The organism is Pseudomonas sp. Root71 (assembly GCF_001429045.1).
Lineage (GTDB): Bacteria > Pseudomonadota > Gammaproteobacteria > Pseudomonadales > Pseudomonadaceae > Aquipseudomonas > Aquipseudomonas monachiensis.
Genome location: NZ_LMHY01000022.1, coordinates 307,020 through 328,587 on the forward strand (window position 1 = coordinate 307,020; position 21,568 = coordinate 328,587).

Here is a 21,568-nt window from a genome sequence, read left to right on the forward strand (position 1 = left end):
ATTTGATTGGTGGCGATCACATATTTTGCGTAGGAGCTGCCGAAGGCTGCGATCTGTTGATCTTAAAAATCAACATCAAAAGATCGCAGCCTGCGGCAGCTCCTACAGGTATTTGTGTGGTTTTCTAGATTGAGTCGCGTTGGCTGCTGCCATCCACCAACCGTGCAATCCCCAGCGGGTTGGCGTTTTTCAAGGCGTCGGGTAGCAAGGCGTCCGGGCAATTCTGGTAGCACACCGGACGCAGGAAGCGCTCGATGGCCAGGCTGCCAACCGACGTGCCACGGGCGTCGGAAGTTGCAGGGTACGGCCCGCCATGGACCATGGCATCGCAGACCTCGACCCCGGTGGGGTAACCGTTGAACAGTACCCGGCCGACTTTTTGTTCCAGCAGTATCAGCAGGTCCGCATGGGTCTGAAGATCCGATGCTTCGCCAATCAATGTCGCAGTCAGTTGCCCGTGCAAGCTGTTCAACGCCTGCCGCAGTTCAACCTTGTCCGCCACTTCAACGACAATGGTGGTCGGCCCGAACACTTCTTCCTGCAGCAGCGGATCCCCATTGAGCAGCAGGCTGACGTCGGCCTTGAACAGTTGCGGCCGCGCCTGATTGCCCTGCTGGTCGTGGCCCGCCAGGTGCGTCACACCCGGATGCTCGAGCAAGGCCCGCAGCCCTTTTTCATAGCTGCCGAGGGTGCCGGCATTGAGCATGGTTTGTGCCGGTTGTTCGGCCATCAGGTTGCTTAGTCGCGCAATGAACGCCGTCCATTCAGGGGCGCGAATGCCAATGACCAACCCCGGATTGGTGCAGAACTGCCCGCAACCCTGGACCACCGATGCCACCAGTTCACCGGCGATTTTCTCGCCGCGCGCACGCAAGGCTTCGGGTAACACCAACACTGGATTGATGCTGCTCATCTCGGCGAACACCGGGATGGGTTGTTGCCGTGCGGCGGCCATGTCGCAAAGGGCACGGCCACCTTTGAGCGAGCCGGTGAAACCGACGGCCTGAATCGCCGGGTGCTTGACCAGCGCTTCACCGACACCCGCGCCGTAGATCATGTTGAACACACCCTTGGGCATGTCGGTCTGCTCGGCGGCGCGCAGGATCGCATTGGCCACGCATTCGGCGGTTGCCATGTGCCCGCTGTGGGCCTTGAACACCACCGGGCAACCGGCGGCCAGGGCCGCTGCGGTATCGCCGCCAGCCGTCGAAAAGGCCAACGGAAAATTACTGGCGCCGAACACGGCCACCGGGCCGACGCCGATCCGGTACTGGCGCAGGTCAACCCGTGGCAGCGGCTGACGCTCCGGCAGGGCACGGTCGATGCGCGCGCTGTAGAAATCGCCCCGACGCAGGACCTGAGCGAACTGACGCATCTGGCCGCTGGTGCGGCCGCGCTCGCCCTGTATCCGGGCACTGGGCAGGGCGGTTTCACGGGTCACCAGGGCAACGAACTCGTCATCCAGGGCATCCAGTTGCGCGGCGATGGCTTCAAGGAATTGCGCCCGGCGCGTCGCCGGCAGGTTGCGAAAGGCCGGGTAGGCGGCCGCAGCGGCCTGGACGGCCGCGTCGACTTCTTGCGCGGTGGCTTGCACGAAAGAGTAGGGCAGTGCTTCGCCGGTGCTGGCGTCATGGCTGTTCAGGATGATTCCGCCGACGGCGCTGCGCGCTCCGCCGATGTAGTTGTGGCCAAGGATTTCGAGCATTGAAAATCTCCGGTCTGGAAAGATAAAGGGCAAAAGATCGCAGCCTTCGGCAGCTCCTACACTGACCGTATTCACCCGGCATTAACGGATGGACACCATTTCTGTAGGAGCTGCCGAAGGCTGCGATCTTTTGAGGCACTCAAGCCAACGAATCACCCCGGCACGGGGTGGCTGGCAAGGCTGCGTCCACGGCAGCAACCCGCGCCGCCGACTCGGCATCCACCTGGCGCAATGACTTGCCACGGGTCTCGCGGGTCAGGCCGACCGCCACCACGGAAATCAGCGCGGCGCCCACCAGGTACCAGGCGATCGGAGTCGAGCTGTTGTACTTGTTGAGCAAGGTGATGGCGATCAGCGGTGCCAGGGAACCGGCGAAGATCGGCGCCACCTGGTAGCACAGAGACAGAGCGGTGTAGCGTACGTGGGTCGGGAACAGTTCAGCCATCAGCGCCGAGTAAGGCGCATAAGTCATCGATTCGATGGCCAGGCCCAGGGTAATGGCGGCCATGATCAGCCAGTTGTTGCCGGTGTCCATCATCGGGAAACCGATGAAACCCCAGAACGCTGTGAGCACCGCGCCGGTCAGGTACACCGGCTTGCGCCCGACAATGTCCGACAGATAGCCCATCAGCGGAATCAGGAAAAAGTGCACCAGGTGCGCGCCGAACATCAGCAGCAGAATTTGCGAAGTGTCCTTGTGCACCACCAGTTTCAGATAGGTAATCGAGAACGTCACCACGGTGTAGTAGAGGATGTTCTCGGCAAAGCGTGCACCGATTCCCACCAACACCGAGCGCCAGTGATGACGCAGCACCTCCACCACACCGAGCTGTTGCTGTTGGGTCTGTGCCTGACGGGCCTGGGCTTCCTTGAAGATCGGCGCGTCATCGACGCTGGTGCGAATCCAGTAACCGATCAACACCACTACCGCCGAGAACCAGAACGCCACGCGCCAGCCCCAGGCCAGGAACTGTTGCTCTGACAGGTTCGACGACAACAGCAGCAGGGCGGCCGTGGCCACCAGGTTGCCGGCCGGCACTCCGGCTTGCGGCCAACTGGCCCAGAAGCCCCGACGATTGTCCGGGCAGTGTTCGGACACCAGCAGAATCGCGCCGCCCCATTCGCCACCGAAAGCGAAGCCCTGGATCAACCGCAACAGCACCAGTAGCACCGGCGCTGCGTAACCGATCTGGTCGAAGCCAGGCAGGCAACCCATCAGGAAGGTGGTGATGCCGACCACGACCAGGCTCAGTTGCAGCAGGCGTTTGCGGCCGAATTTGTCACCGTAGTGACCGAATACCAACCCGCCCAACGGCCGGGCGAGAAAGCCGACCGCGTACAAGGCGAAGGCGGCGATGATGCCGTCGATGGGGCTGTCGGTCTGGCGGAAGAACAGCCTGCCGAAAACCAATGCCGAGGCGGTGCCGTAGAGAAAGAATTCATACCATTCGGCGACGGTGCCAGCCATGGCGGCGGCTACTACGCGTTTGAGTCCGGAGGGTGAGGTTGCGCTTTGCGTGTGTTGAGGATTCGACATGCTGACGTACCTTGTTAAGGCGCAAAAAAGCGGGCAGCCGGGCCGGGCCGGTAAAGGCCCGCCCGACAATCACTCAGAGACCGACGTCCGGCAGTTCCGGGCGGTTGGCCAGTGCCTTGGCCATGATCTGCTCGACGAATACGCGGTCGGCTTCCGGCAGGGCCAGGCGTGGCGGACGGGTCAAGGCACTGCCGCGACCGGCGATGGCTTCACACAGCTTGATGCACTGCACCAGGTCGGCACGGGCATCGAGGTGCAGGATCGGCATCAGCCATTCGTAGATCGGCATGGCTTCGGCGAAACGCCCGGCCTTGGCCAGGCGGAAGATGGTTTCGCCTTCTTTCGGGAACACGTTGGACATGCCCGAGACCCAACCTTCGGCACCCACGGCGATGCTTTCCAGCACCACGTCGTCGAGGCCGGCGAACAGCACGAAACGGTCACCGACTTCGTTGCGCACGTCGATGAAGCGGCGGGTGTCGCCGGAAGAATCCTTGAAGCACACCACGTTGTCGCAGTCGGCCAGGGAAATGAGGATGTCCGGGGTGACGTCATTCTTATAGATAGGCGGGTTGTTGTAGACCATCAGTGGCACGTCGGCGTTTTTCGCCACGTAGCGGTAATGCTCGGCGGTCTCGAACGGCTTGGAACCGTAGACCAGCGCCGGCATCAGCATCACGCCATCGACGCCGACCCGGCGTACGGCATTGGCGACCTTGGCCGCTTGTATGCTGGTGAACTCGGCCACGCCGCAAATCACCGGTACGCGACCGCGGGAGGCATCGACAGCGACTTCGGTCACGGCGATTTTCTCTTCGGCGGTCAGCGAGGTGTTCTCTCCCACCGAACCGCAGACCACCAGGCCTGAGACGCCATCGCGAATCACATTGGAAATCACCTGGTGTGTCTTATCCAGGTTGATCGTGAAGTCATCGTTGAATTGAGTGGTCACTGCAGGGAAGACGCCACTCCAGTTAATGCGCTTGCTCATTGTTGCCTCCGGTTCGTTAATTGTATTTCGTATACGATATTTAAAATGACAAATTTCGGCTAGTGCTTTTTTCAGTTTTCAGGGGTTGTTTATGCGCCGTTGGTCCGGTGTTCGGGCATGCCGCGATCAGGCGCCGGGCCAGGTATCGGACAGGCGATAGCCTTGTGGCCACGGATCGCTTGGGTCGAGCAGCAATTGATGGGTGCCGGTGATCCAGGCCCGGCCGGAAATACACGGGTAAATCGCGGCGCGGCCGGCGACTTCGGTCAACGAATCAATGCGGCAGTGGAACTCGGAGCCGATAATCGAACGGCCGATAAAGCGCTCGCCAACCTGCATCAAGCCTTTGGCCTGTAACACCGCCATGCGCGCCGAGCAACCAGTTCCGGTGGGGGAGCGGTCGATTTTGCCTGGTTGGATGACCACCGCATTGGCACCGGTGGCGATGCCGTTCTCATGGACGATGGGCGCAGCGATCTGGCAGAAGGAAATGTGCGACCACTCGGGGTTCAGCGGATGCACGAAGCCCAGTTGTTCGTTGGCCGCTCGAGTGATTTTCAGACCGACCGCCACCAGATCGGCGGCTTCATCCGGGCTGATGGAAAAACCCAGGCCTTTGGCATCGGCAATCACAAAACTGTCGCCACCATAAGCGGTATCAACCTTCAGCGAGCCGATGCCTTCGACTTCAATCCACGCATCCAGGCGATCAGCGAAGGACGGCACGTTCTTGACCTCCACTCGCTGGACCTTGCCATCGCGGCAATCGGCCACGGCTTCGATCAGGCCACCGGGCGCTTCCAGCACCAGGCGGGTTTGCGGCTCGGTCATGGGCAGGATGCCGCTGTCGAGCAATACGGTGGCGACGCACAACGAGTTGGAGCCGGACATCGGCGGGGTATCGGCCGGTTCCATGATGATCCAGGCCATTTGCGCCCGTGGGTCTTTGGCCGGCACCAGCAAATTGACGTGGCGGAACACGCCGCCGCGGGGTTCGTTGAGGACGAAGTTGCGCAGGGTTTCGTCCCGGGCGATCCAGCGCGACTGTTCCCACACGGTGGCACCGGGCGGCGGGGCGACACCGCCGACGATCACGTCGCCGACTTCGCCTTCGGCGTGGCAGCTGACTACATGAATGACTTTCGATGAACGCATGGTTTGCTCCTTGTTTCGCCTGTGAAGGCCTCATCGCGAGCAAGCTCGCTCCCACAGGGTTTGCGGCGTACACAGATCAGGGTGGGAGCGAGCTTGCTCGCGATGGGGACAGTGGCTATTTCACTGATTTCAGAAACTCTGCAGTCTCCGCACGCACCGGATTGCCAATCACCTGATCCGGCGAACCAATCTCATGCACCAGGCCATTGCGGAAGAACGCCACACGGTCGGACACGTCCCGGGCAAAGCGGATTTCGTGGGTCACCAACACCATGGTCATGCCGTCTTCGGCGAGCATGCGCATGGTGTCCAGCACTTCACCGACCAACTGCGGGTCGAGGGCCGAGGTGGCTTCGTCAAACAGCATGTAGTCCGGTGACATGGCCAGGGCGCGGGCGATGGCCATGCGTTGCTGCTGTCCACCGGACAGCTTGCCGGGGAAGGTCTTGAGCTTGTCGCCCAGACCGACGTGGGTCAGTTGCTTGACCGCCAGTTCTTCAGCTTCAGCCTTGCTTTTGCCCAGCACTTTGCGCGGCGCAAGCATGACGTTTTCCAGTACCGTCAGGTGCGGGAAGGCATTCCATTGCTGGAACACAATGCCGATTTTCTGCCGCAGGCGATTGAGGTCGGTGGCGCTGTGATGGACCTCGACGCCGTCAACGCGGATGTTGCCTTTCTGGATCGGTTCCAGACCGTTGATGCACATCAGCAAGGTCGATTTGCCGGAGCCGGAGCCGCCGATGATCGACACCACTTCGCCCTTGTTCACCGTCAGGTTGACGCCCTTGACCACTTCGAGGTTGCCGAAGGATTTATGTACGTTGTCGATCTCAATCATTTTCTTGCCACCTTCTTTCCAGACGAGCGCCCAGGCGTGCGACCACCAGGCTCATGACGTAGTAGATAAGGCCCGCGATGCACAGCACCAGCAACGGTTCCTGGATGCGGGTGACGATGGTTTGCGAGGCGCGCAGCAGTTCGACGATGCCGATCCACATCACCAGCGCGGTGTCTTTCATGACACCAAGTACTAGGTTCAGCCAGCCGGGGAACGCTACCCGGGTGGCCATCGGCAGGACGATCCAGCGCAAGTCCTGCAAGAAGCTCAGCCCCAGCGAACGGCTGGCCCGGCGCACGGTGAACGGCACCGCCAGCACGCCGGCCCGCACGATCTCGGTGAAGTACGCCGCCGCGTAAACCCCCAGCACAATGCAGCCGACGCTGAAGGCGCTGATGTTCAAGCCGACGATGCTTTTGAGTGAGTTGAACAGCACGAACTGGATCAGCAACGGCACGCTGCGAAACACGTCCAGCACCCAGGCCAGCGGCAGGCTGGCCCGTGGCAACAAGGCCCTCAGCAGGCCGAAGAACAACCCTGCGAAGGAGCCGAGAATGATCGACCAGAACGTCAGTTGCATCGTGACCCACGCACCGTTGAGCAGGAACATCAGGTCATTCGAGGTAAAATCGGTGAAAAACATGGACAGCTCCTCAGTAACGGAACAACCGCCAGGCCATCAGCCGGGCTGCCGCGACGATCGCCTTGGCAATCAAGTAATACAGCACCGCTGCGATGGCGAAATACTCGAAGGTGCGGAAGGTTTTGACGTTGTATTCCTGGGTCACGCCGGTCAGGTCATTGTTCAGCCCGACGATCACCCCCAGCGACGTCATCAACACCGCCCAGACCATCTGATTGGTCAGCGGGTAGAACACGATCCGCAGCAGTTGCGGGACGATGATCATGCGGTAGGCCTGGAAGGCACTCATGCCCAGGGAACGCGCCGCACGCACCTGCGTGTTCGGCACGGCCTTGAGGCCGCCGCGAAAGTTCTCCGCCAGATACCCGGCATTGTTGAAGGTAATCCCGGCCAGCAGGGCGAACCAGGAACTGACGTGCAGGTTCAGCGAGCCGAGGCCGAAGTAGAGGATGTAGATCTGGAACAGCGACGGGGTGTTGCGGGCAATCGATACCCAACCGTTGCCGAACCCGCGCAGTAATGGGTGTTTGGCCTCGCGCATCACCGTCAGGGCCAGGGCGATCAGCACGCCGAAGATCATCGACAGCGCGGCGGTTTCGAAGGTGACGATGGCACCGCCGAGCATGTCCGGCAGGGCGCGCAGGGCGGCGCGCCATTGGAAGCTGTAGTCAAACATGCGCAGGGCTCTCCAGTAGGGCAGCAGGTTGTAACCAGGCCGGCAAACGTCCACTGGCCGTTGCGGTGCAGGCCGCGTCGACGCATTCGGCAAGGCTGGCGAAGTGCACCTTGCGGCCGACCAGGCCCGGTGCGTAGTGGGCGTATTTGCCCGAGTTGGTCATCAGGGTTTTGGCCGCCAGGGGGATTACGGGTTCGCCGAGCATGCACCAGCAGGTGTCGGTGACCAGGGTCGCGCCAAACCCTTGGATCACGGCGATGTGCCCGGCCTCGCGGGCCTGCTCCAACACGGCACGGCCGCAGGTGATGGCAAGCACCACATCCGGGTGTCTTTGTCGTCCCCGGCACAGTCGCGCCAGGTGAGCGAACTCGCTGAGGGAAAAGTGCGGGTTACCCAGCGACACCACATCCACCCGGTTATCGCGAGCACTGTTGAGTGCGCGCCAACTCGACAGCAGGTCCTTCAGGCGGATCTTTTCCACGGCAATGGAAATGTCCGCATCCAGCACCTGCGCCGGGTCAATGGCCTCCGGGGTGACCCCGGCGATGTGGAACAGTGGCGCCGCAGAGGTGGTGGCGAAGGCCGCGCCAAAGGCTTTGAGGTCGTCCAGGCTCGGCTTGCGTTTTTCCAGTCCCCGCACCAGCGGCACGCGACTGCCGGCCAGGGCACCAATGTGGTAACCCAGCAGCGGGTAGAAGGCATCGTCCAGTTCACCGAGGGCAGGCAACTCGATCTGCAACCGGGCCTTGCGTTGCGTGTCCAGGTGGCAACCGATCAGCGGCGCGCGACCGGTGAGGGCGATGCAGATGTCCAGGTAATCCGGGTATTTCAGGGTGCGTGCACCGAGCACGCTGTTGGCGTAGACCACTGCGTTGGATTCGGCCCAGACGATTTGTTCGCCAGCCTTCGGTGCAGTGTCGAGCAGGTACGGGGCGCAGGTGAAACTGAGCTGTGCGCCCATCGCCATATAGGCATCGCCCAAGGCACTGGCCGGTTCACCCAGTGCCGGGTCGATCCCCAGTTCGCGCCAACGGCGCTGGTCGACGGAAATTGAATTGAGGGTGGTGGGCACTCGCACTTTTGCTCCCCATTGCACCAGTTGCCCGGCAAAGCGCAGGCTCGCAGGTCCCGTGTAAATGCAGCCGTCGATGTGTGCTTGAGTGACATCCACCAAGTGCTCGGCACCCTGCAGTTCGGCCATGCGCAGGACGATCTGCATGGCCATTTGCGCGGCCTTGCCATGCCGACCATCGAGCAGCGCCCGATCGTGCTCGGTGAGCCGGATCGAGGCGGTGCTGTCAGTGTTTGGCAGTGGGCCGTCGAGCGCCTGCCAGGCGTCGCCCGGCAGGTGATCGAACAGGCTCAGCGTTGTATTTTCGACCCGGGCGAAGGCCTGGCCGCGCAAGGCGGCGAAGGCCTCCCGACCGATGCACAGTACCGGCAGGGAACGGGCAAAAATGGTCTGCGCCACCAGCACGCCCAAGGTCAGGATTTCGTCGGCTTCGGCCAGCACCAATGCCGCCGGTGCATGGCCGTTGCTGATCAGTTCCATCAACACACTGCTGCCGGTGCACGAGCCGCGACCACTGGGAATCGCCAGCACGCGGCCGGCCAGGTGTTGGCCGCTGAGCGGGTGATGGCGGTCGATGACTTCACCCGTGCAGGGATCGACTCCGCCCCAGAAACTCAAGCCGACATCGGCGAACAGCAGGGCGCCTTGCGCGGCACCCGCCACCAGGCTGCGCCCGGTCAGAGAAATTGGCCTAGGCATGCCGGACATCTCAGTAATAGACCTGAGGCACGGTCAGGTTGGTCGGCGGGATCTCGGTGCCGACCCATTTAACGAACAGCTCCTTGTAGCGACCGGTGCGCACCTGTTGGTTGACGAACAGGTTGAGGTAGTTGAGCAGGCCGAACTCGCTGCGCTTGGCACCCAGGGACACGTAGTCGATGACGTACGGGGCGTTACCGGCGACTTTCAGGTTTTTGTATTTGCCCGACTTGAGGGTGGCCGCGGCCACGGTGTTGGTGACCACGGTGGCATCGATGTGGCCTTGGGCGACCGCTAGCAGGGTATCGCTCTGCGACTGGTAGGCTCGGAAACTGCCCGAGCCCCAGTTCTTTACGTCTTTCTCCAGGGCGATGGCCTCATAGGTGCCGCTGGTGTTGCCCACTGCTTTGCCCTTGAGGTCGTCGAAGCCGTTGATGCCGGTGTCGTCGCGGGTCAGCACCACCATCTGGAAGGCAAAGTAGGGCACGGTGAGGCCAACGGTCTTGGCGCGTTCGAGGGTGTCGGAGGTGGATGCGACGATCACGTCAGCCCGCCCGGAGACCAGTGCCGGAATGCGATCCGGGAAGGGCGTTTCCACCACTTCGGCCTCGACCCCGAGGATCTTCGCCAGGTCGCGGCAATAGTCCACATCGAAGCCGGCCGGCGAGTTGCTGGCATCGCGAAAGCCCATGGGCGGGAAATCCAGGGTCACGGCGCAGCGCAGCTTGCCCGAACCGATGATGTCGTCGAGCTTGTCGGCCTGGGCAGTGGCGATAAAGGAGGTACTGAGAACAGCGCTGAGGGCTACGGCAAATGCGGGGTTTTTCATAGAGGCCTCGTTGATGTGGAGTGCTGTTAAATATCGTATTGGGGATTTCGTATACGATATTAACAATAGCAATCAACGTGCCTATTTCCAGTCCGATGGGTGAATTAGTTGTCAGGCCTTGGCGTAGAGGTTTTATAGCGGTGCAACCCGAGATGTGGTGACGCCAAGGTATCGGGGGCAGGTGTTACATATGGGAGCAGCGGTAGCGCGGGCGCCCCTTTAAGGAACACTGGCTGTCAAAAGATCGCAGCCTTCGGCAGCTCCTACGGGATTGGTGTACGCCCTTTAATCACGGGTGTACGCGGTCGGCGTAGGAGCTGGCGCAGCCTGCGATCTTTTGATCTTCAGCGCTGATTATCGCGATACTGGCTCGGCGACAAACTGGTCAGCGCCCGAAACTGCCGGCTGAAGGCACTGTGGTCGGTGTAACCACAGCGCAAGGCAATCTCGGTGATCGGCAACCCGGTGTGCAGTAACAACCGCGAACCTTCTTCCAGGCGTGCCTTGTGAATCATTTGCCGCGGGGTGAGCTGGAACACCCGTTTGCAGTGCCGCTCCAATTGCGCCACGGAGTAGCCAGCGATGGCGGTCAGTTCGGCGAGGCTGATGGAGCGGGCGAAGTGGCGACGGATATGGGCATCCACGGCGGCGAGTTTCTGGAACGCCGGATGGTTCGACTGCGGCGATTGCAGATCGCGGGAGATACCGGCCAGGCCGACGATTCGACCCTGTTCATCCTTCAAGGCGAGTTTGTGGGTCAGGCACCAGATCGGCTGATTGCCATAATACAAATGCAACTCCAGCTGATCGGCCAGTTCGCGACCGCTGGACAGCACTCGCCGATCCTGCTCGGTGTACAGCGGACCGAAGCGTTCCGGGAAGACCATTTCGGCGGTGCGCCCCAGCAGCTCGTCCCTGTGTTTGAAACCACAACGCCGGGCCAGGGTCTGGTTGACGAAGGCGTAGCGGGCCTCGCCGTCCTTGATGAAAAACACCACGTCCGACAGGGTATCGAGCAACGGCGCGATGGGCTGAAGGCTGTTCAGCAGCGTCGGCAGATCGCAAGGTTTAAAGGTAGTGAGCGAGGGATACATGGCGCCGGGGGTCTGAGGGTGACCCCCGGGATCATAGAGGCTCGCCAGCGTGGCCGAAAGCCCTGGCGTGGTCATCACGCTGGCGGGATATCGTCCAGGGACATCAAGGTTTCGATCCGCGCCGGGCTGAAGGGTGGGCGCGGTGCAGAGGGCTGCCAACCAAACAAATGCTGCACTGCGCCGCCACACACCCGGCCCTGGCAGGCGCCCATGCCGCAGCGACTGGCGAGTTTGGCTTCGCGCCAGTCAGAGTGACCGGTCAATGCCGCGTAGGGCACGTCTTCGCAGCGGCAAACCAGGGTGTCGGGGCGGGCCAGGGACTTGAGTCGCGGGTCGAGGGCGAACGCGCTGTTCAGCGCCTTGGCGAAACCCTGCCAGCGCGCCCGGCGCGGCCACAATTGCCTGGCGGCTTGCAGATTGCCGACCGCAGCGTGGCCGGCAATCGCACCCTCCACCAAGGCCAGTTCACTGCCGCCGAACCCTGTGCATTCGCCCGCCGCATAATGATCGGCGCGGTTGCTGGCCTGCCAGGCATCCACCGCGATGGCTTGATCTTCGATGGCGCAACCCAGTGCCTGACCCAACTGGATATTGGGAATCAACCCGAATCCACAGGCCAGCCGATCACATTCCAGTTCGACGATGTTGCCTTGTTGTTGCAGGCGCACGCCTTCCACTCGGTCGGTGCCGAGCGCCGCCAGTATGTGGGTGGCGGTGCGGTAATGGTGGTCGAACAGGCTGAACGATTGCAGCCATTTGCCGGGCCAGCGCGGCAGTTGCGCGGCGAAACCGGCGACGGCGCCAAGGCTGGCTTGTTCGGCAATGCGTTGCACTTGCGCGCCATGCTGTTTGGCGGTGGCGGCACTGGCCAGTAACAGCGGGCCGCTGCCGGCGATCACCACGCGCTCGTTCTGCACCGGCAAACCGGCCTTGATCAGCGCCTGCAAACCACCCGCACCGGTGACGCCCGGCAGGGTCCAGCCGGGGAAGGGCAGCAGCAATTCACGGGCACCGGTGCACAGAATCAGTTTGTCGTAGCTGATCAACCAGCCGTGGTCGTCATCTTCCACCAGCAGTTGTTTCGCGCCGGGGTTGGCGATCACCCGGGTACCGGCGTGATGGCGGATGTTGTTGCACGACGCCAGACGCTCGCGCAGGCGCCGGGCCTGACCGGGCACGTTGGCTTGAGGTCCGTCGCGCCAGATTTGCCCGCCCGGCAGCGGGTTATCGTCGAGCATGACAATGCGGGCGCCGCTGCGGGCAGCGGCAAGGGCGGCGCTCATCCCGGCAGGGCCAGCGCCAATGATCAACAGATCAGCGTATTCATTCATGGGCGAGTCTCCACCTGCATGCCGTCACGGCACAGGGTCTGGCAAGCCAGGCGACGCCGGCCATCGATGATCACCCGGCATTCCTGGCAAATGCCCATGCCGCACAGCGGCGCACGGCGCTGACCGCTGACCGAGGTGCGCGTGCAGCCGTCACTGGCCAACGCCAGGGCAGCGGCGACGCTGGTGCCTTCGGCGACTTTCAGGGCGTGGCCGTCCAGCAACAATTCAGGCATAGACCGGTTCTCCGAGAAAACGCTGGGGCAGATAAGGTTGTGCGGCCAGTGGCGGGGTTTCGTTGAACAGTTGCGCCACCAGTAGATCGGCGGTGCCGGGGGCGGTGGTAACGCCCAGTCCTTCGTGACCGACTGCCAGCCACAAGCCTTGACATTGTGGATGTTGGCCCACCAGCGGCAAGCCGTCGGGGCTGGCGGCGCGAAAGCCGGTCCAGGCACGGATGCCATTGAGCCGGGCCAGCCCCGGCATGTACTCGGCGGCACGCTTGAGCATTTTCGCGAGCATCCAGCCTTCGACCTGCGGGTCGGTGGTGCCGAATTGCCGCGAGGCGCCGATGAACAGTTGCCCGGTGGGGCGCGGCTGGATGTTGCAGGCGGTCGACGGCCCCGTGGCGTTGTGGGCACTGGTGACGTAACCCAGTTCCACCAACGTATGGGTGACGCTGCCGGGGTAACGGTCAGTGATCAGCAGGTGGCCTTTTTTCGGCTCGATGGGCAATTCCGGGCACAGTTCGTTGGCTTGGATACCGTTGGCCAACACCACGGCATCGGCACTCAACCAGTGACCATCATCGAGGCAGACGCGGTTGCCATCGACCGCATTGACCCGTGCCCGGCGCTGGCGGATGTTCGGTGTTTCGAGCATCCATCCGGCCGTCGCCGGGGCGTATAGAATGCCGTCGCCATTGATCAGCAAACCGCCTTCCAGTCCTTCGCTCAGTTCCGGTTCGCGCTGGCGCAGGGCACTGGCGCCGATCAGTTCGCAAGCCACGCCCTGGGCTTGCAGGTTCAGGAATTTGCTGTGGGCCACCGCCATTTCTTCGGCATTCGCCGCCAGCCACAGCGTGCCGTTGCAGCGATAGGCACAGCTGTCGGGCAGGTCCGCGCCCAGTTCGCGCCAGCGCTGCAATGAATATTGACTCAGGGCCAGTTCGGCGGGGTTGTCGTCGAGTACCAGCAAGTGGCCCATGCCGGCGGCCGTGGCGCCGTGCAGGCCGGCGTCCAGCACCAGCACCTGCAAGCCGCGACGGGCCAGCGCCTGGGCACAGGCGGCGCCGATAATGCCGGCGCCGATCACGATCACATCGGCCACCTGGCCCTCGTTCATGGACGAATGCCCCAGGCGAACGGGTCGTCCTGTTCGATGATCAGGCTCGCCTCGGCACTGATGAACGCGCGACCACGAATGGTCGGCACGATGCGCTCACCCTGCAGTTCGTAGGCCCCCTCGAACTCGCTGCCGATGACGCTGGCCTGGCGCCAGATCTGCCCCGGTTGCAACTTGTCGTCGGCCGCCAGGCATGCCAGTTTGGCACTGGTGCCGGTGCCGCAGGGCGAACGGTCATAGGCTTTTCCGGGGCAGAGCACGAAGTTGCGGCTGTCGGCGTGATCGTCATCGGCGAACAACTCGACGTGATCGATCAAACCGCCGTCTTCACCGCGAATGCCTTGGGCTTCCAGGGCTTGCTGCACAGCGAAGGTGTAAGCGGTCAGCGCTTCGAGGTTGTCGCCGGCCACCCGCAGTCCATGCTCGACGATCAGGAAAAACCAGTTGCCGCCCCAGGCGATATCACCGACCACTTGGCCGATGCCCGGCACCTGCACCGCCAGCGCCTTGCGATAACGGTAGGCCGGCACGTTGCGCACACTCACCGAATGGTCTTCGTGCAGGGTTGCCTGCACCGTGCCCACAGGCGTTTCGATGCTGTGCACACCGGGGCCGATCTTGCCCAGGTGCGCCAACGACGCCACCAGGCCGATGGTGCCGTGGCCGCACATGCCCAGATAACCGGTGTTGTTGAAGAAAATCACCCCGGCACAGGCGCCAGGGTCCACCGGCGTGCAGAGCAGGGCGCCCACCAGTACGTCACTGCCCCGTGGTTCCAGCACACAGGCGGCGCGCCATTGGTCATGCTGTTCGGCCAGTACCTTGCGCCGTTCGGCCATGCTGCCAGTGCCCAGGTCAGGAAAGCCGGCGGTCACCAGGCGGGTCGGTTCGCCGCCGGTGTGGGAGTCGATCACTGAGATGCGTTTCATGGGAGGGCCACGTCCATTCGGTTGAGTGAACGCAAGAGTGGCCCGTGCGGCGGGGTGTCGGCTTGATGGATTTAGTCTGTGTCGATGACGAAATCGGCACAGCATTCGTCGCTGTCAGTGGCTATGGGGCAGGTGCTCGAACAGGGTCGTGCAGACGCCGGCAATGTGCTCGTCCAGAAGCTTCACCGCCAGGTCCACATCCCCGGCGCGGCAGGCCGCCAGGATCTCGCGGTGTTCGTGATCGGCCCGTTCCTTACCGGCCGACAAGCTCATCTGCATGCGTAGATAACGTTCCAGCTTGTCGTTGACCGAACGGATCAGACTCACCAGAAACGGTCGCTGCGCCGGCTCGTACAGGCAGGAATGCAACTCCCAGTTGAGCTCGGCCCAGCGCCCCACGTCGTCCTCGCCGACAAACTCCTGACAGATGCGCTCGGCACGGGCGAAGGTCTCTTCGGTCATGTTCGGAATGGCCAGGCGCAGAATCTTGTCCTCCAGCAGCATCCGCACTTCGAACATCTGCGCCAGCTCCGCATCGGAAACCCGCGTGACCATCGCCCCGCGATTGCGCTGGAACATCACCAACCCTTCGGCCTCCAGCCGCTTGAGGGCTTCGCGCACCGGGATCTTGCTGACATTGAACTGGCGGGCGATGTCGTCCTGGCGGATCGGCTCATCCTCGGCAAAATGCCCGGCGACAATCGCATCGCGCAGATGGCGGGTGATGATTTCCGAAGTCGAAGGCGTGTTACCAAGGTCGGGTGCGTTGAGTTTGGGTAAGTTCACGGCGGCGGTCATTTGGAGTGAGATAGCGCTAGGGTATACGAAATTCTTTTGCTGATCTTCCCCGGTTCGACGTCGATGCACCCAGTGTCGGTCATGCAACCCGCGACAACAAAACGGGCGCCTGTAAAGGCACCCGTTTTCATTCAGGCCTGCGTCGCCTTCTCAGAGGCTGTCCGGATCCCCGAAGAACATCTGAATCCGCGAACGCAACCAGCGTTCGCCCGGATCATTATCCTGCGAACCACGCCAAGCCATGTGCAACTCGAAACTGCGCACCGGCAGCGGCGGATCTTCAGCCCGCACACCGCCCGCGGCGGTCAGTGCCTCAGCTGTGTAGTCCGGCACCGTCGCCACAATATCTGTGCCCGCGAGCAGGGTGCTCAACCCGTTGAACTGCGGCACAGCCAGCACCACATGCCGTTTGCGCCCGAGTTTTTCCAGTTCTTCGTCAATAAAGCCGCTGAGGTCGCCGGCGAATGACACCAGTGCATGGGGGCGAGCGCAGTAATCATCCAGGCTCAACGGCCCCGGCACGGTGTCGGCGCGCAACAGCTTCGGCTGGCTGCGGCGCAGTACCTTGCGCTTGGCGTTGGCCGGCAGGTCGGTGGTGTAGCTGACACCGATGGAGATCTCGCCGGATGCCAGCAGTCCCGGCATCAGGATGTAGTTGACCCGACGCACCACCAGCACGATCCCCGGCGACTCGGCACGCAGGCGCTTGAGCAGCATGGGCAGCAAGGCGAACTCGACGTCGTCCGAAAGGCCGATGCGGAACACGGCGGTACTTGTGGCAGGATCGAACTCGGCCGCACGGCTGACGGCGGTGGAAATCGAATCCAGTGCCGGCGAGAGCAGGGCGAAGATCTCGACCGCTCTGGCGGACGGTTCCATGCTGCGGCCGGTACGCACAAACAAAGGATCATCGAACAACCCGCGCAGGCGCGAGAGCGCCGCACTGATGGCAGGCTGGCCGAGGAACAGTTTTTCCGCAGCGCGGGTCACGCTGCGTTCGTGCATCAACGTTTCGAAAACGATCAACAGGTTCAGGTCGACACGACGCAGGTCATTACGATTCATCTGGAGTCCTGGCAGAGTCAGCAAACTTGACGTGGGCGGCCATATGAGAACAATGGCCAGCAGGAATATTACGGGGAAAGGCTGGTACTCTGCACCGGGTAATTCAGTTTTTCCTACATAGGCTGCTTCGGTTTCTTACGACATTTGACGATGTTGCCGCCGCTGCGGAATCAATGACAGGCATGTCGACTATTAATAGCCACAGATAGTGTTGGGTTGAAAGCCCAGCTAGAGTTCAAGGCATTAGAGGTTCATTTGGCGAGGTTTGCGATGTCCCGCACGATCCGTTTTCACAAGTTTGGTCCAGCCGAGGTGCTCAAATGCGAAGAGCATGCGACGGCTCTGCCTGCACCGGGCGAAGTGCAGGTGCGCGTCGAAGCGATCGGCATCAGTTGGTATGACACTCTCTGGCGCCAGAACCTGGCCCCGTCCCATGCCCGTCTGCCTTCAGGCCTTGGCCAGGAGATGGCCGGTATCGTCACCGCTGTCGGTGATGGCGTCGATGACCTGGAAGTCGGTGACAAGGTCGCCAGCTTCCCGGCCCAAAGCCCGAACGACTACCCGGTCTACGGTGAGCTGATCGTTCTGCCACGCTCGGCGGTCACCCGTTATCCGGATGTGCTCAGCCCGATTGAAGCCAGCGTGCACTACACGCCGTTGTTGATTGCCTATTTCGCCTATGCCGATCTGGCACGGGTCAAGCCCGGGCAATTCGCCCTGGTGACCGACGCCAGTCATTGCGCCGGACCTTCGTTCGTACAACTGGGCAAGGCCTTGGGTGTTCGAGTGATCGCCGCGACCAAGACCGCGGAGGAACGTGAATACCTGCTGTCGCTGGGTGCCGATAAAGTGATCGTCACCGAGGAAGAAGATCTGCTGATGCGGATCAACAAGATCACCGATAACCGCGGCGTGGACGTGGTGTTCGATGGTTTGGGCGGTCCGCAGATGTCGTTGCTGGGCGATGTGCTGGCACCTCGCGGCAGCCTGGTGCTGTACGGCCTGCAAGGTGGCAACCAGACGCCTTTCCCGGCCTGCGCAGCGTTCCAGAAAAATATTCAGTTCTTCGTCCACTGCATTGGCAACTTCACGGGCAAGCCGGAACTGGGCATCACCCAGGACCAGGCCGCACTGCAACGTGCCTTGCGCGACATCAATCAGCTGACCGCCGACCGCGTTCTGCTGCCGCTCAAGACCCGGGTCTTCCCGTTTGCCGAGTTTGTCGAAGCACACCGCTACATGGACGAATGCCCGTGTCGCGAACGGGTCGCGCTGCAGGTCGAACCGGCGTAGCACTTATCCAACAGTCCTCCCAAGAGTCCGTGCCCGCACGGACTCTTTCGTTTCAACCCCCCGAAACCCGTCGATCCGCAGGCCGGTCCAGCAACTGAACTGGTTTTTGCCCGTAATCTGTAGCTTCTAATCAGCCACTAAGCCCTGATAATTGAATGATTACTTTCATCTCAAGGAATGAGTCATGGCTGGGTATCAGGCTGGAACTTTTCACTGTGCGCCATCGGTGCAAATCTGCAAATTAGTTGGTTGTTTTTTAGTTGCCAAAAAGACAGCGAAAACTTTCTTCCTTATTTCTTGTATTAAGTGTCTGTGGGACCTTGTCGGACATTTCCTAGGACTCCCGTTTAAAACGAGCAAGCCCTTGCCAGCTGGGCACTCCGGTCTTTCCTTTGTCTTTAAAACGAGGGGGCGCTGCGAACGTTTCAAATAATTTCAAGAAAATTCAAGTGTTAGCATTTGGCAATAAAGTCCATGACTCCATTCGCGCCGACAGTCCAACGGGATTTGCTGTCTGCACGATATTGAACTTACGAGTATCAGGTAAATAAAGATGACCAGCATCCATGACCAAGCGATGAACTATGTCTATCAACAAGTGCTGCAGCGATTACTGGGTTTTTTCTCCCGGGCCGAACGCACTGCATTGCAATTGTTGATTCAGCGCCTGGCGGTAGCGGCCGGGGGCATGGAGCGCATTGGCGATTACAAGGTGTTGGCGATCCAGTCCGGGGCTCGTGACAACTGTTACACGCTGGCGCTGTTGCGTGCTGCGCAGTTGACCATTGCTACCCGTACACCGGCGACATTCCAGTTGCGCATCGCCTCGTTACGGTTGAACGGAGCAAACTGCGCGGCCGTGGAAAACATGCACCGGACCAACAGCGCATTGTTTGTCTATGACGATCCCCGGGTCGAGGTGTTGATGGTCGATGATCGGGAGGTATTGCCGTTCAATCATCTGACGCCGGTCTCCGACGCCGGTCGCGAGTCCGGCCGCCTGAACCTGCTGCTGATCGGCCATCGCCGGGAATGGCGCGGCGGGTTCGACCTGTGGGATGACGGTTATCTGGCCACGGGAGAGTTCTACGGACAAATCGCCCGCTGGGACGGAGGTGTCGACGCGTTGCTCATCAGTGACACGCCGCGTCAGCAGAAGCAATTCATCGAGGGTTTGAAACGTGCCGCCACCAAGGCCGGGCTGCAGTTTTCCCACACGGGCGAGGCCGGTTATGCGGGGTTGTTTGCATTGCTCGATGAACTGGGCAGCGACTGTTATCAGGGGTTCTACGCCGATTACGCCCAGGCCCCGTGGCGTCCGCAAGAGCGCTTCGAGACCTGTCGCCGTACGGCCTGCATCGACATTCACGATTTGCTGGTCAGCAACCTGGAAGAACGCTGGCCAATGCTGACTGAATTTCTCGGCTTCCAGCCCGACGAACTGTCCGCGCAGATCAGCGACAACGAGTTTGTCAGCCCGTCGATCTCGGCGCACGTCAGGGGGTTGCAAGCGTGCTACGTGCAGGGCCGCAATTACGAATCCGGCATTGCGCAATACCTGCAACGCGCCCTGGTGATGATGCGCCGCAAGCGCGTGCCCGAGCGTTTGTGCGAGCAGGCCATCGAGGTCTTCGGCAATCCGGCGACAATGACCGAACTGCGCGCCCGGGCGGCAGCCGAGGCGCAAAAGAACCTGGGCCTGAGCGAAGCACAACTGGTGTGCCTGCTGTTTTCGCCTTTTATCGATAAAGGCGCGGGGCTCGAGCCTTTTCTGCGTCAGTGCCATCCGGGCATGCTGGTGGCCATGCCCGAGTTGCACAAGGCCATGCAGGGGCACCCGGTCGCCGAACAGATCATGCAATGGATGATTGATGTCAGTGGATTACCCCTGAGCCTGATTGGCCAGCTTTACCGCATGGAGTGGACGCCCGCAGTCGATGGCGGGGCGCCAGGGGCAATCATCCAAAGGGCTGCGTCGCACAATACGCCGGACGATCCTGACGCCGGCATCACGATGGAGGATGAATGGTCAGCGGGTCACTGAGCGTGGGCGGATTTTCAGCCAGCGTGGCTGGCCTTCGCCGATGAAAGGTCCACGAGAAACGGATTTCGCCTATCAGGCGGTTTATCGATACCTGGTCAGCCTGATCAACGAGTCTGAAGGGGATTCGCGCATCCGCCTGCCGTCGCTGCGGCATCTGGCTGAGCGCCTCAATGTGTCGATTTCGACCATTCAGTACGCTTATTCGCTGCTGGAGAAAGAAGGGCGCGTCTATTCGGTGGCCAAGTCCGGCTACTACGCGTTGCCGGTGTCCTCGATCAACCTGCAGGACAGCGGCAGCGACTTGCTGGAAGCGGTCTACGTCAATGCCAGGCGCCCGGGGATGCTGGTCCTGAGCGCCGATGAACCGGCGTTGCTGCAACCGCTCGACAGTCCTTTGTTGCTGCTGGAGAGGGAGTTGCTGCGCCAGTATCCCCGCCAGCCGCAGTCGCCTTCGCAACCCTGCGGCGAACTCGAATTGCGTACCGCCCTGGCAGCACGCTACACCACGTCTCCCATGCGTTACTGGCACGCCGACGATGTCTATATCGGCGCTGACCTGCGCGGTGTACTGGAAATCCTGATCGCCGTGCTGGGCTTGAAAGACGCCACGGTGGTGGTCGAATCGCCGTGCGACTGGACGATCCTGCGTTTGTTCCAGGCCGCCTGTGTGCGGGTGATCGAATTGCCTGTGCAAGCCGATGGTGGCCTGGACCCGGAACGGTTGAAAATGCTCCTGGATACCGAGCCGGTAAGGCTGGTGCTGTTGTCATCGGCCCTCAACATGCCCCGTGGCAGCCTGGCGCCTGACGACAACAGGCAGACCATTGCCCGACTGTTGGCCGCGTACGACAGCTGGGTGCTGGAGAACGACTGTTATGGCGAACTTGGATTCGACCTGGGCGGCGTGCGCTTTCGAGACTTGCTGGACCCTGAACGGCTGATGGTGTTTTCCACGTTCGAGAAAATCATCGGGCCGGAAGCGCCCTATGGCTATCTGCTTTCAAGGCATTTGAGCGCTGATCTGCAACGGCACTTTCTGCTGCGTTCCTTCCGACTCTCGCCGATTCGCCAGAAAGCCATCGCACGCTTGTACAGCAGCGGTCGCATCGATCAACACCTGCTGGTGCTGCGGCGGCTGCTCAATGAACGCAAGAATCAACTGACCCAGTTGTTGCAGGAGCGCTTGGGTGATGCCTTGCGTTTCGTCGAGCCAGAAGGTGGTGCAACGGTCTGGGTGCGCTCTTTGCGTCGGGTCAATGTCCGTCGTGTGTTCCAGCGTCTGCTGGCGCATCAGGTGGTCATTGCACCGGGGGAGCTGTTCAGCCTCCACGGTCTGCACGGACAGCATTTTCGCCTGAGCCATACCTTCGGTGGCGATCACAACCTGGCGGCCGCGCTGGGACTGCTGGGGGATGCGCTGCGCCTGGAATCGATCGAGTGAGTGACAAAAAATAACAACCGCCACTGTGTTGGATCGATTCCATCGCCTTGCGGTCCAACTGCCAGTAAACTGCGACCCATCTCCTGA

General features: G+C 61.6%; 19 protein-coding genes. 3 read left to right on the plus strand and 16 right to left on the minus strand.

All coding sequences use genetic code 11. The features are described 5' to 3' along the window. Window positions 1-124 precede the first annotated feature (124 nt). The 16 genes from ASD95_RS15250 to ASD95_RS15325 form a co-directional block, all read right to left on the minus strand. Window positions 125-1,705 (minus strand): aldehyde dehydrogenase (NADP(+)), encoded by a 1,581-nt coding sequence (locus tag ASD95_RS15250; RefSeq protein ID WP_056724729.1) that lies wholly within the window; start codon window positions 1,703-1,705, stop codon window positions 125-127. Between the two features lie 139 nt (window positions 1,706-1,844). Beyond that, a complete protein-coding gene (gene abaF, locus ASD95_RS15255; RefSeq protein WP_056724731.1) occupies window positions 1,845-3,242 on the minus strand; it encodes a fosfomycin efflux MFS transporter AbaF in 1,398 nt (465 codons plus the stop codon). A 73-nt stretch (window positions 3,243-3,315) separates the two neighbouring features. Then, complete coding sequence (locus ASD95_RS15260) at window positions 3,316-4,233, minus strand: dihydrodipicolinate synthase family protein (protein ID WP_056724733.1); 918 nt, start codon at window positions 4,231-4,233, stop codon at window positions 3,316-3,318. Window positions 4,234-4,359: 126 nt separating this feature from the next. Next, window positions 4,360-5,388, minus strand: a complete 1,029-nt coding sequence (locus tag ASD95_RS15265) for a trans-3-hydroxy-L-proline dehydratase (RefSeq protein ID WP_056724735.1) — start codon at window positions 5,386-5,388, stop codon at window positions 4,360-4,362. Between the two features lie 115 nt (window positions 5,389-5,503). Beyond that, the gene (locus tag ASD95_RS15270; protein ID WP_008018646.1) at window positions 5,504-6,226 is read right to left on the minus strand and encodes an amino acid ABC transporter ATP-binding protein; all 723 of its coding nucleotides are present in this window, start codon (window positions 6,224-6,226) and stop codon (window positions 5,504-5,506) included. Continuing rightward, window positions 6,219-6,869 carry an amino acid ABC transporter permease gene (locus tag ASD95_RS15275; RefSeq protein WP_056724737.1) on the minus strand — a complete coding sequence of 217 codons (651 nt, stop codon included), beginning with the start codon at window positions 6,867-6,869 and terminating at the stop codon, window positions 6,219-6,221. Before ASD95_RS15275 ends, ASD95_RS15270 begins: the two co-directional genes overlap by 8 nt. A gap of 10 nt (window positions 6,870-6,879) precedes the next feature. After that, entirely contained in the window at window positions 6,880-7,545 is a 666-nt protein-coding gene (locus ASD95_RS15280) for an amino acid ABC transporter permease (protein ID WP_056724739.1), read from the minus strand. Beyond that, entirely contained in the window at window positions 7,538-9,316 is a 1,779-nt protein-coding gene (lhpI, locus tag ASD95_RS15285; protein WP_056725104.1) for a cis-3-hydroxy-L-proline dehydratase, read from the minus strand. The genes ASD95_RS15280 and lhpI overlap by 8 nt, the downstream gene beginning before the upstream one ends. A 10-nt stretch (window positions 9,317-9,326) precedes the next feature. After that, window positions 9,327-10,145 carry an ABC transporter substrate-binding protein gene (locus tag ASD95_RS15290; RefSeq protein WP_046042020.1) on the minus strand — a complete coding sequence of 273 codons (819 nt, stop codon included), beginning with the start codon at window positions 10,143-10,145 and terminating at the stop codon, window positions 9,327-9,329. Window positions 10,146-10,489: 344 nt separating this feature from the next. Then, window positions 10,490-11,239, minus strand: coding sequence for an AraC family transcriptional regulator (locus ASD95_RS15295; RefSeq protein ID WP_056724741.1), 750 nt, complete (start codon window positions 11,237-11,239; stop codon window positions 10,490-10,492). Window positions 11,240-11,313: 74 nt separating this feature from the next. Beyond that, window positions 11,314-12,570, minus strand: a complete 1,257-nt coding sequence (locus ASD95_RS15300) for an NAD(P)/FAD-dependent oxidoreductase (protein WP_056724743.1) — start codon at window positions 12,568-12,570, stop codon at window positions 11,314-11,316. Next, window positions 12,567-12,803, minus strand: a complete 237-nt coding sequence (locus ASD95_RS15305) for a 2Fe-2S iron-sulfur cluster-binding protein (protein ID WP_056724745.1) — start codon at window positions 12,801-12,803, stop codon at window positions 12,567-12,569. The genes ASD95_RS15300 and ASD95_RS15305 overlap by 4 nt, the downstream gene beginning before the upstream one ends. After that, on the minus strand, window positions 12,796-13,911 hold the full coding sequence (locus ASD95_RS15310; protein WP_056724747.1) for an NAD(P)/FAD-dependent oxidoreductase: 1,116 nt from the start codon (window positions 13,909-13,911) through the stop codon (window positions 12,796-12,798). The genes ASD95_RS15305 and ASD95_RS15310 overlap by 8 nt, the downstream gene beginning before the upstream one ends. Beyond that, on the minus strand, window positions 13,908-14,840 hold the full coding sequence (locus ASD95_RS15315; RefSeq protein WP_056724749.1) for a 4-hydroxyproline epimerase: 933 nt from the start codon (window positions 14,838-14,840) through the stop codon (window positions 13,908-13,910). The genes ASD95_RS15310 and ASD95_RS15315 overlap by 4 nt, the downstream gene beginning before the upstream one ends. Before the next feature lie 114 nt (window positions 14,841-14,954). After that, window positions 14,955-15,626 (minus strand): GntR family transcriptional regulator, encoded by a 672-nt coding sequence (locus ASD95_RS15320; RefSeq protein WP_236709744.1) that lies wholly within the window; start codon window positions 15,624-15,626, stop codon window positions 14,955-14,957. Between the two features lie 162 nt (window positions 15,627-15,788). Then, window positions 15,789-16,703, minus strand: a complete 915-nt coding sequence (locus ASD95_RS15325; RefSeq protein WP_056724753.1) for a LysR family transcriptional regulator — start codon at window positions 16,701-16,703, stop codon at window positions 15,789-15,791. Window positions 16,704-16,973: 270 nt separating this feature from the next. Here ASD95_RS15325 and ASD95_RS15330 point away from each other — a divergent pair, with 270 nt between their 5' ends. The 3 genes from ASD95_RS15330 (at window position 16,974) to ASD95_RS15340 (ending at window position 21,481) form a co-directional block, all read left to right on the plus strand. Beyond that, window positions 16,974-17,996 (plus strand): zinc-dependent alcohol dehydrogenase family protein, encoded by a 1,023-nt coding sequence (locus ASD95_RS15330; RefSeq protein WP_056724755.1) that lies wholly within the window; start codon window positions 16,974-16,976, stop codon window positions 17,994-17,996. A 553-nt stretch (window positions 17,997-18,549) separates the two neighbouring features. Continuing rightward, complete coding sequence (locus ASD95_RS15335) at window positions 18,550-20,040, plus strand: hypothetical protein (RefSeq protein ID WP_056724757.1); 1,491 nt, start codon at window positions 18,550-18,552, stop codon at window positions 20,038-20,040. 40 nt (window positions 20,041-20,080) lie between these two features. After that, the gene (locus ASD95_RS15340) at window positions 20,081-21,481 is read left to right on the plus strand and encodes an aminotransferase-like domain-containing protein (protein WP_056725106.1); all 1,401 of its coding nucleotides are present in this window, start codon (window positions 20,081-20,083) and stop codon (window positions 21,479-21,481) included. Window positions 21,482-21,568 lie beyond the last annotated feature (87 nt).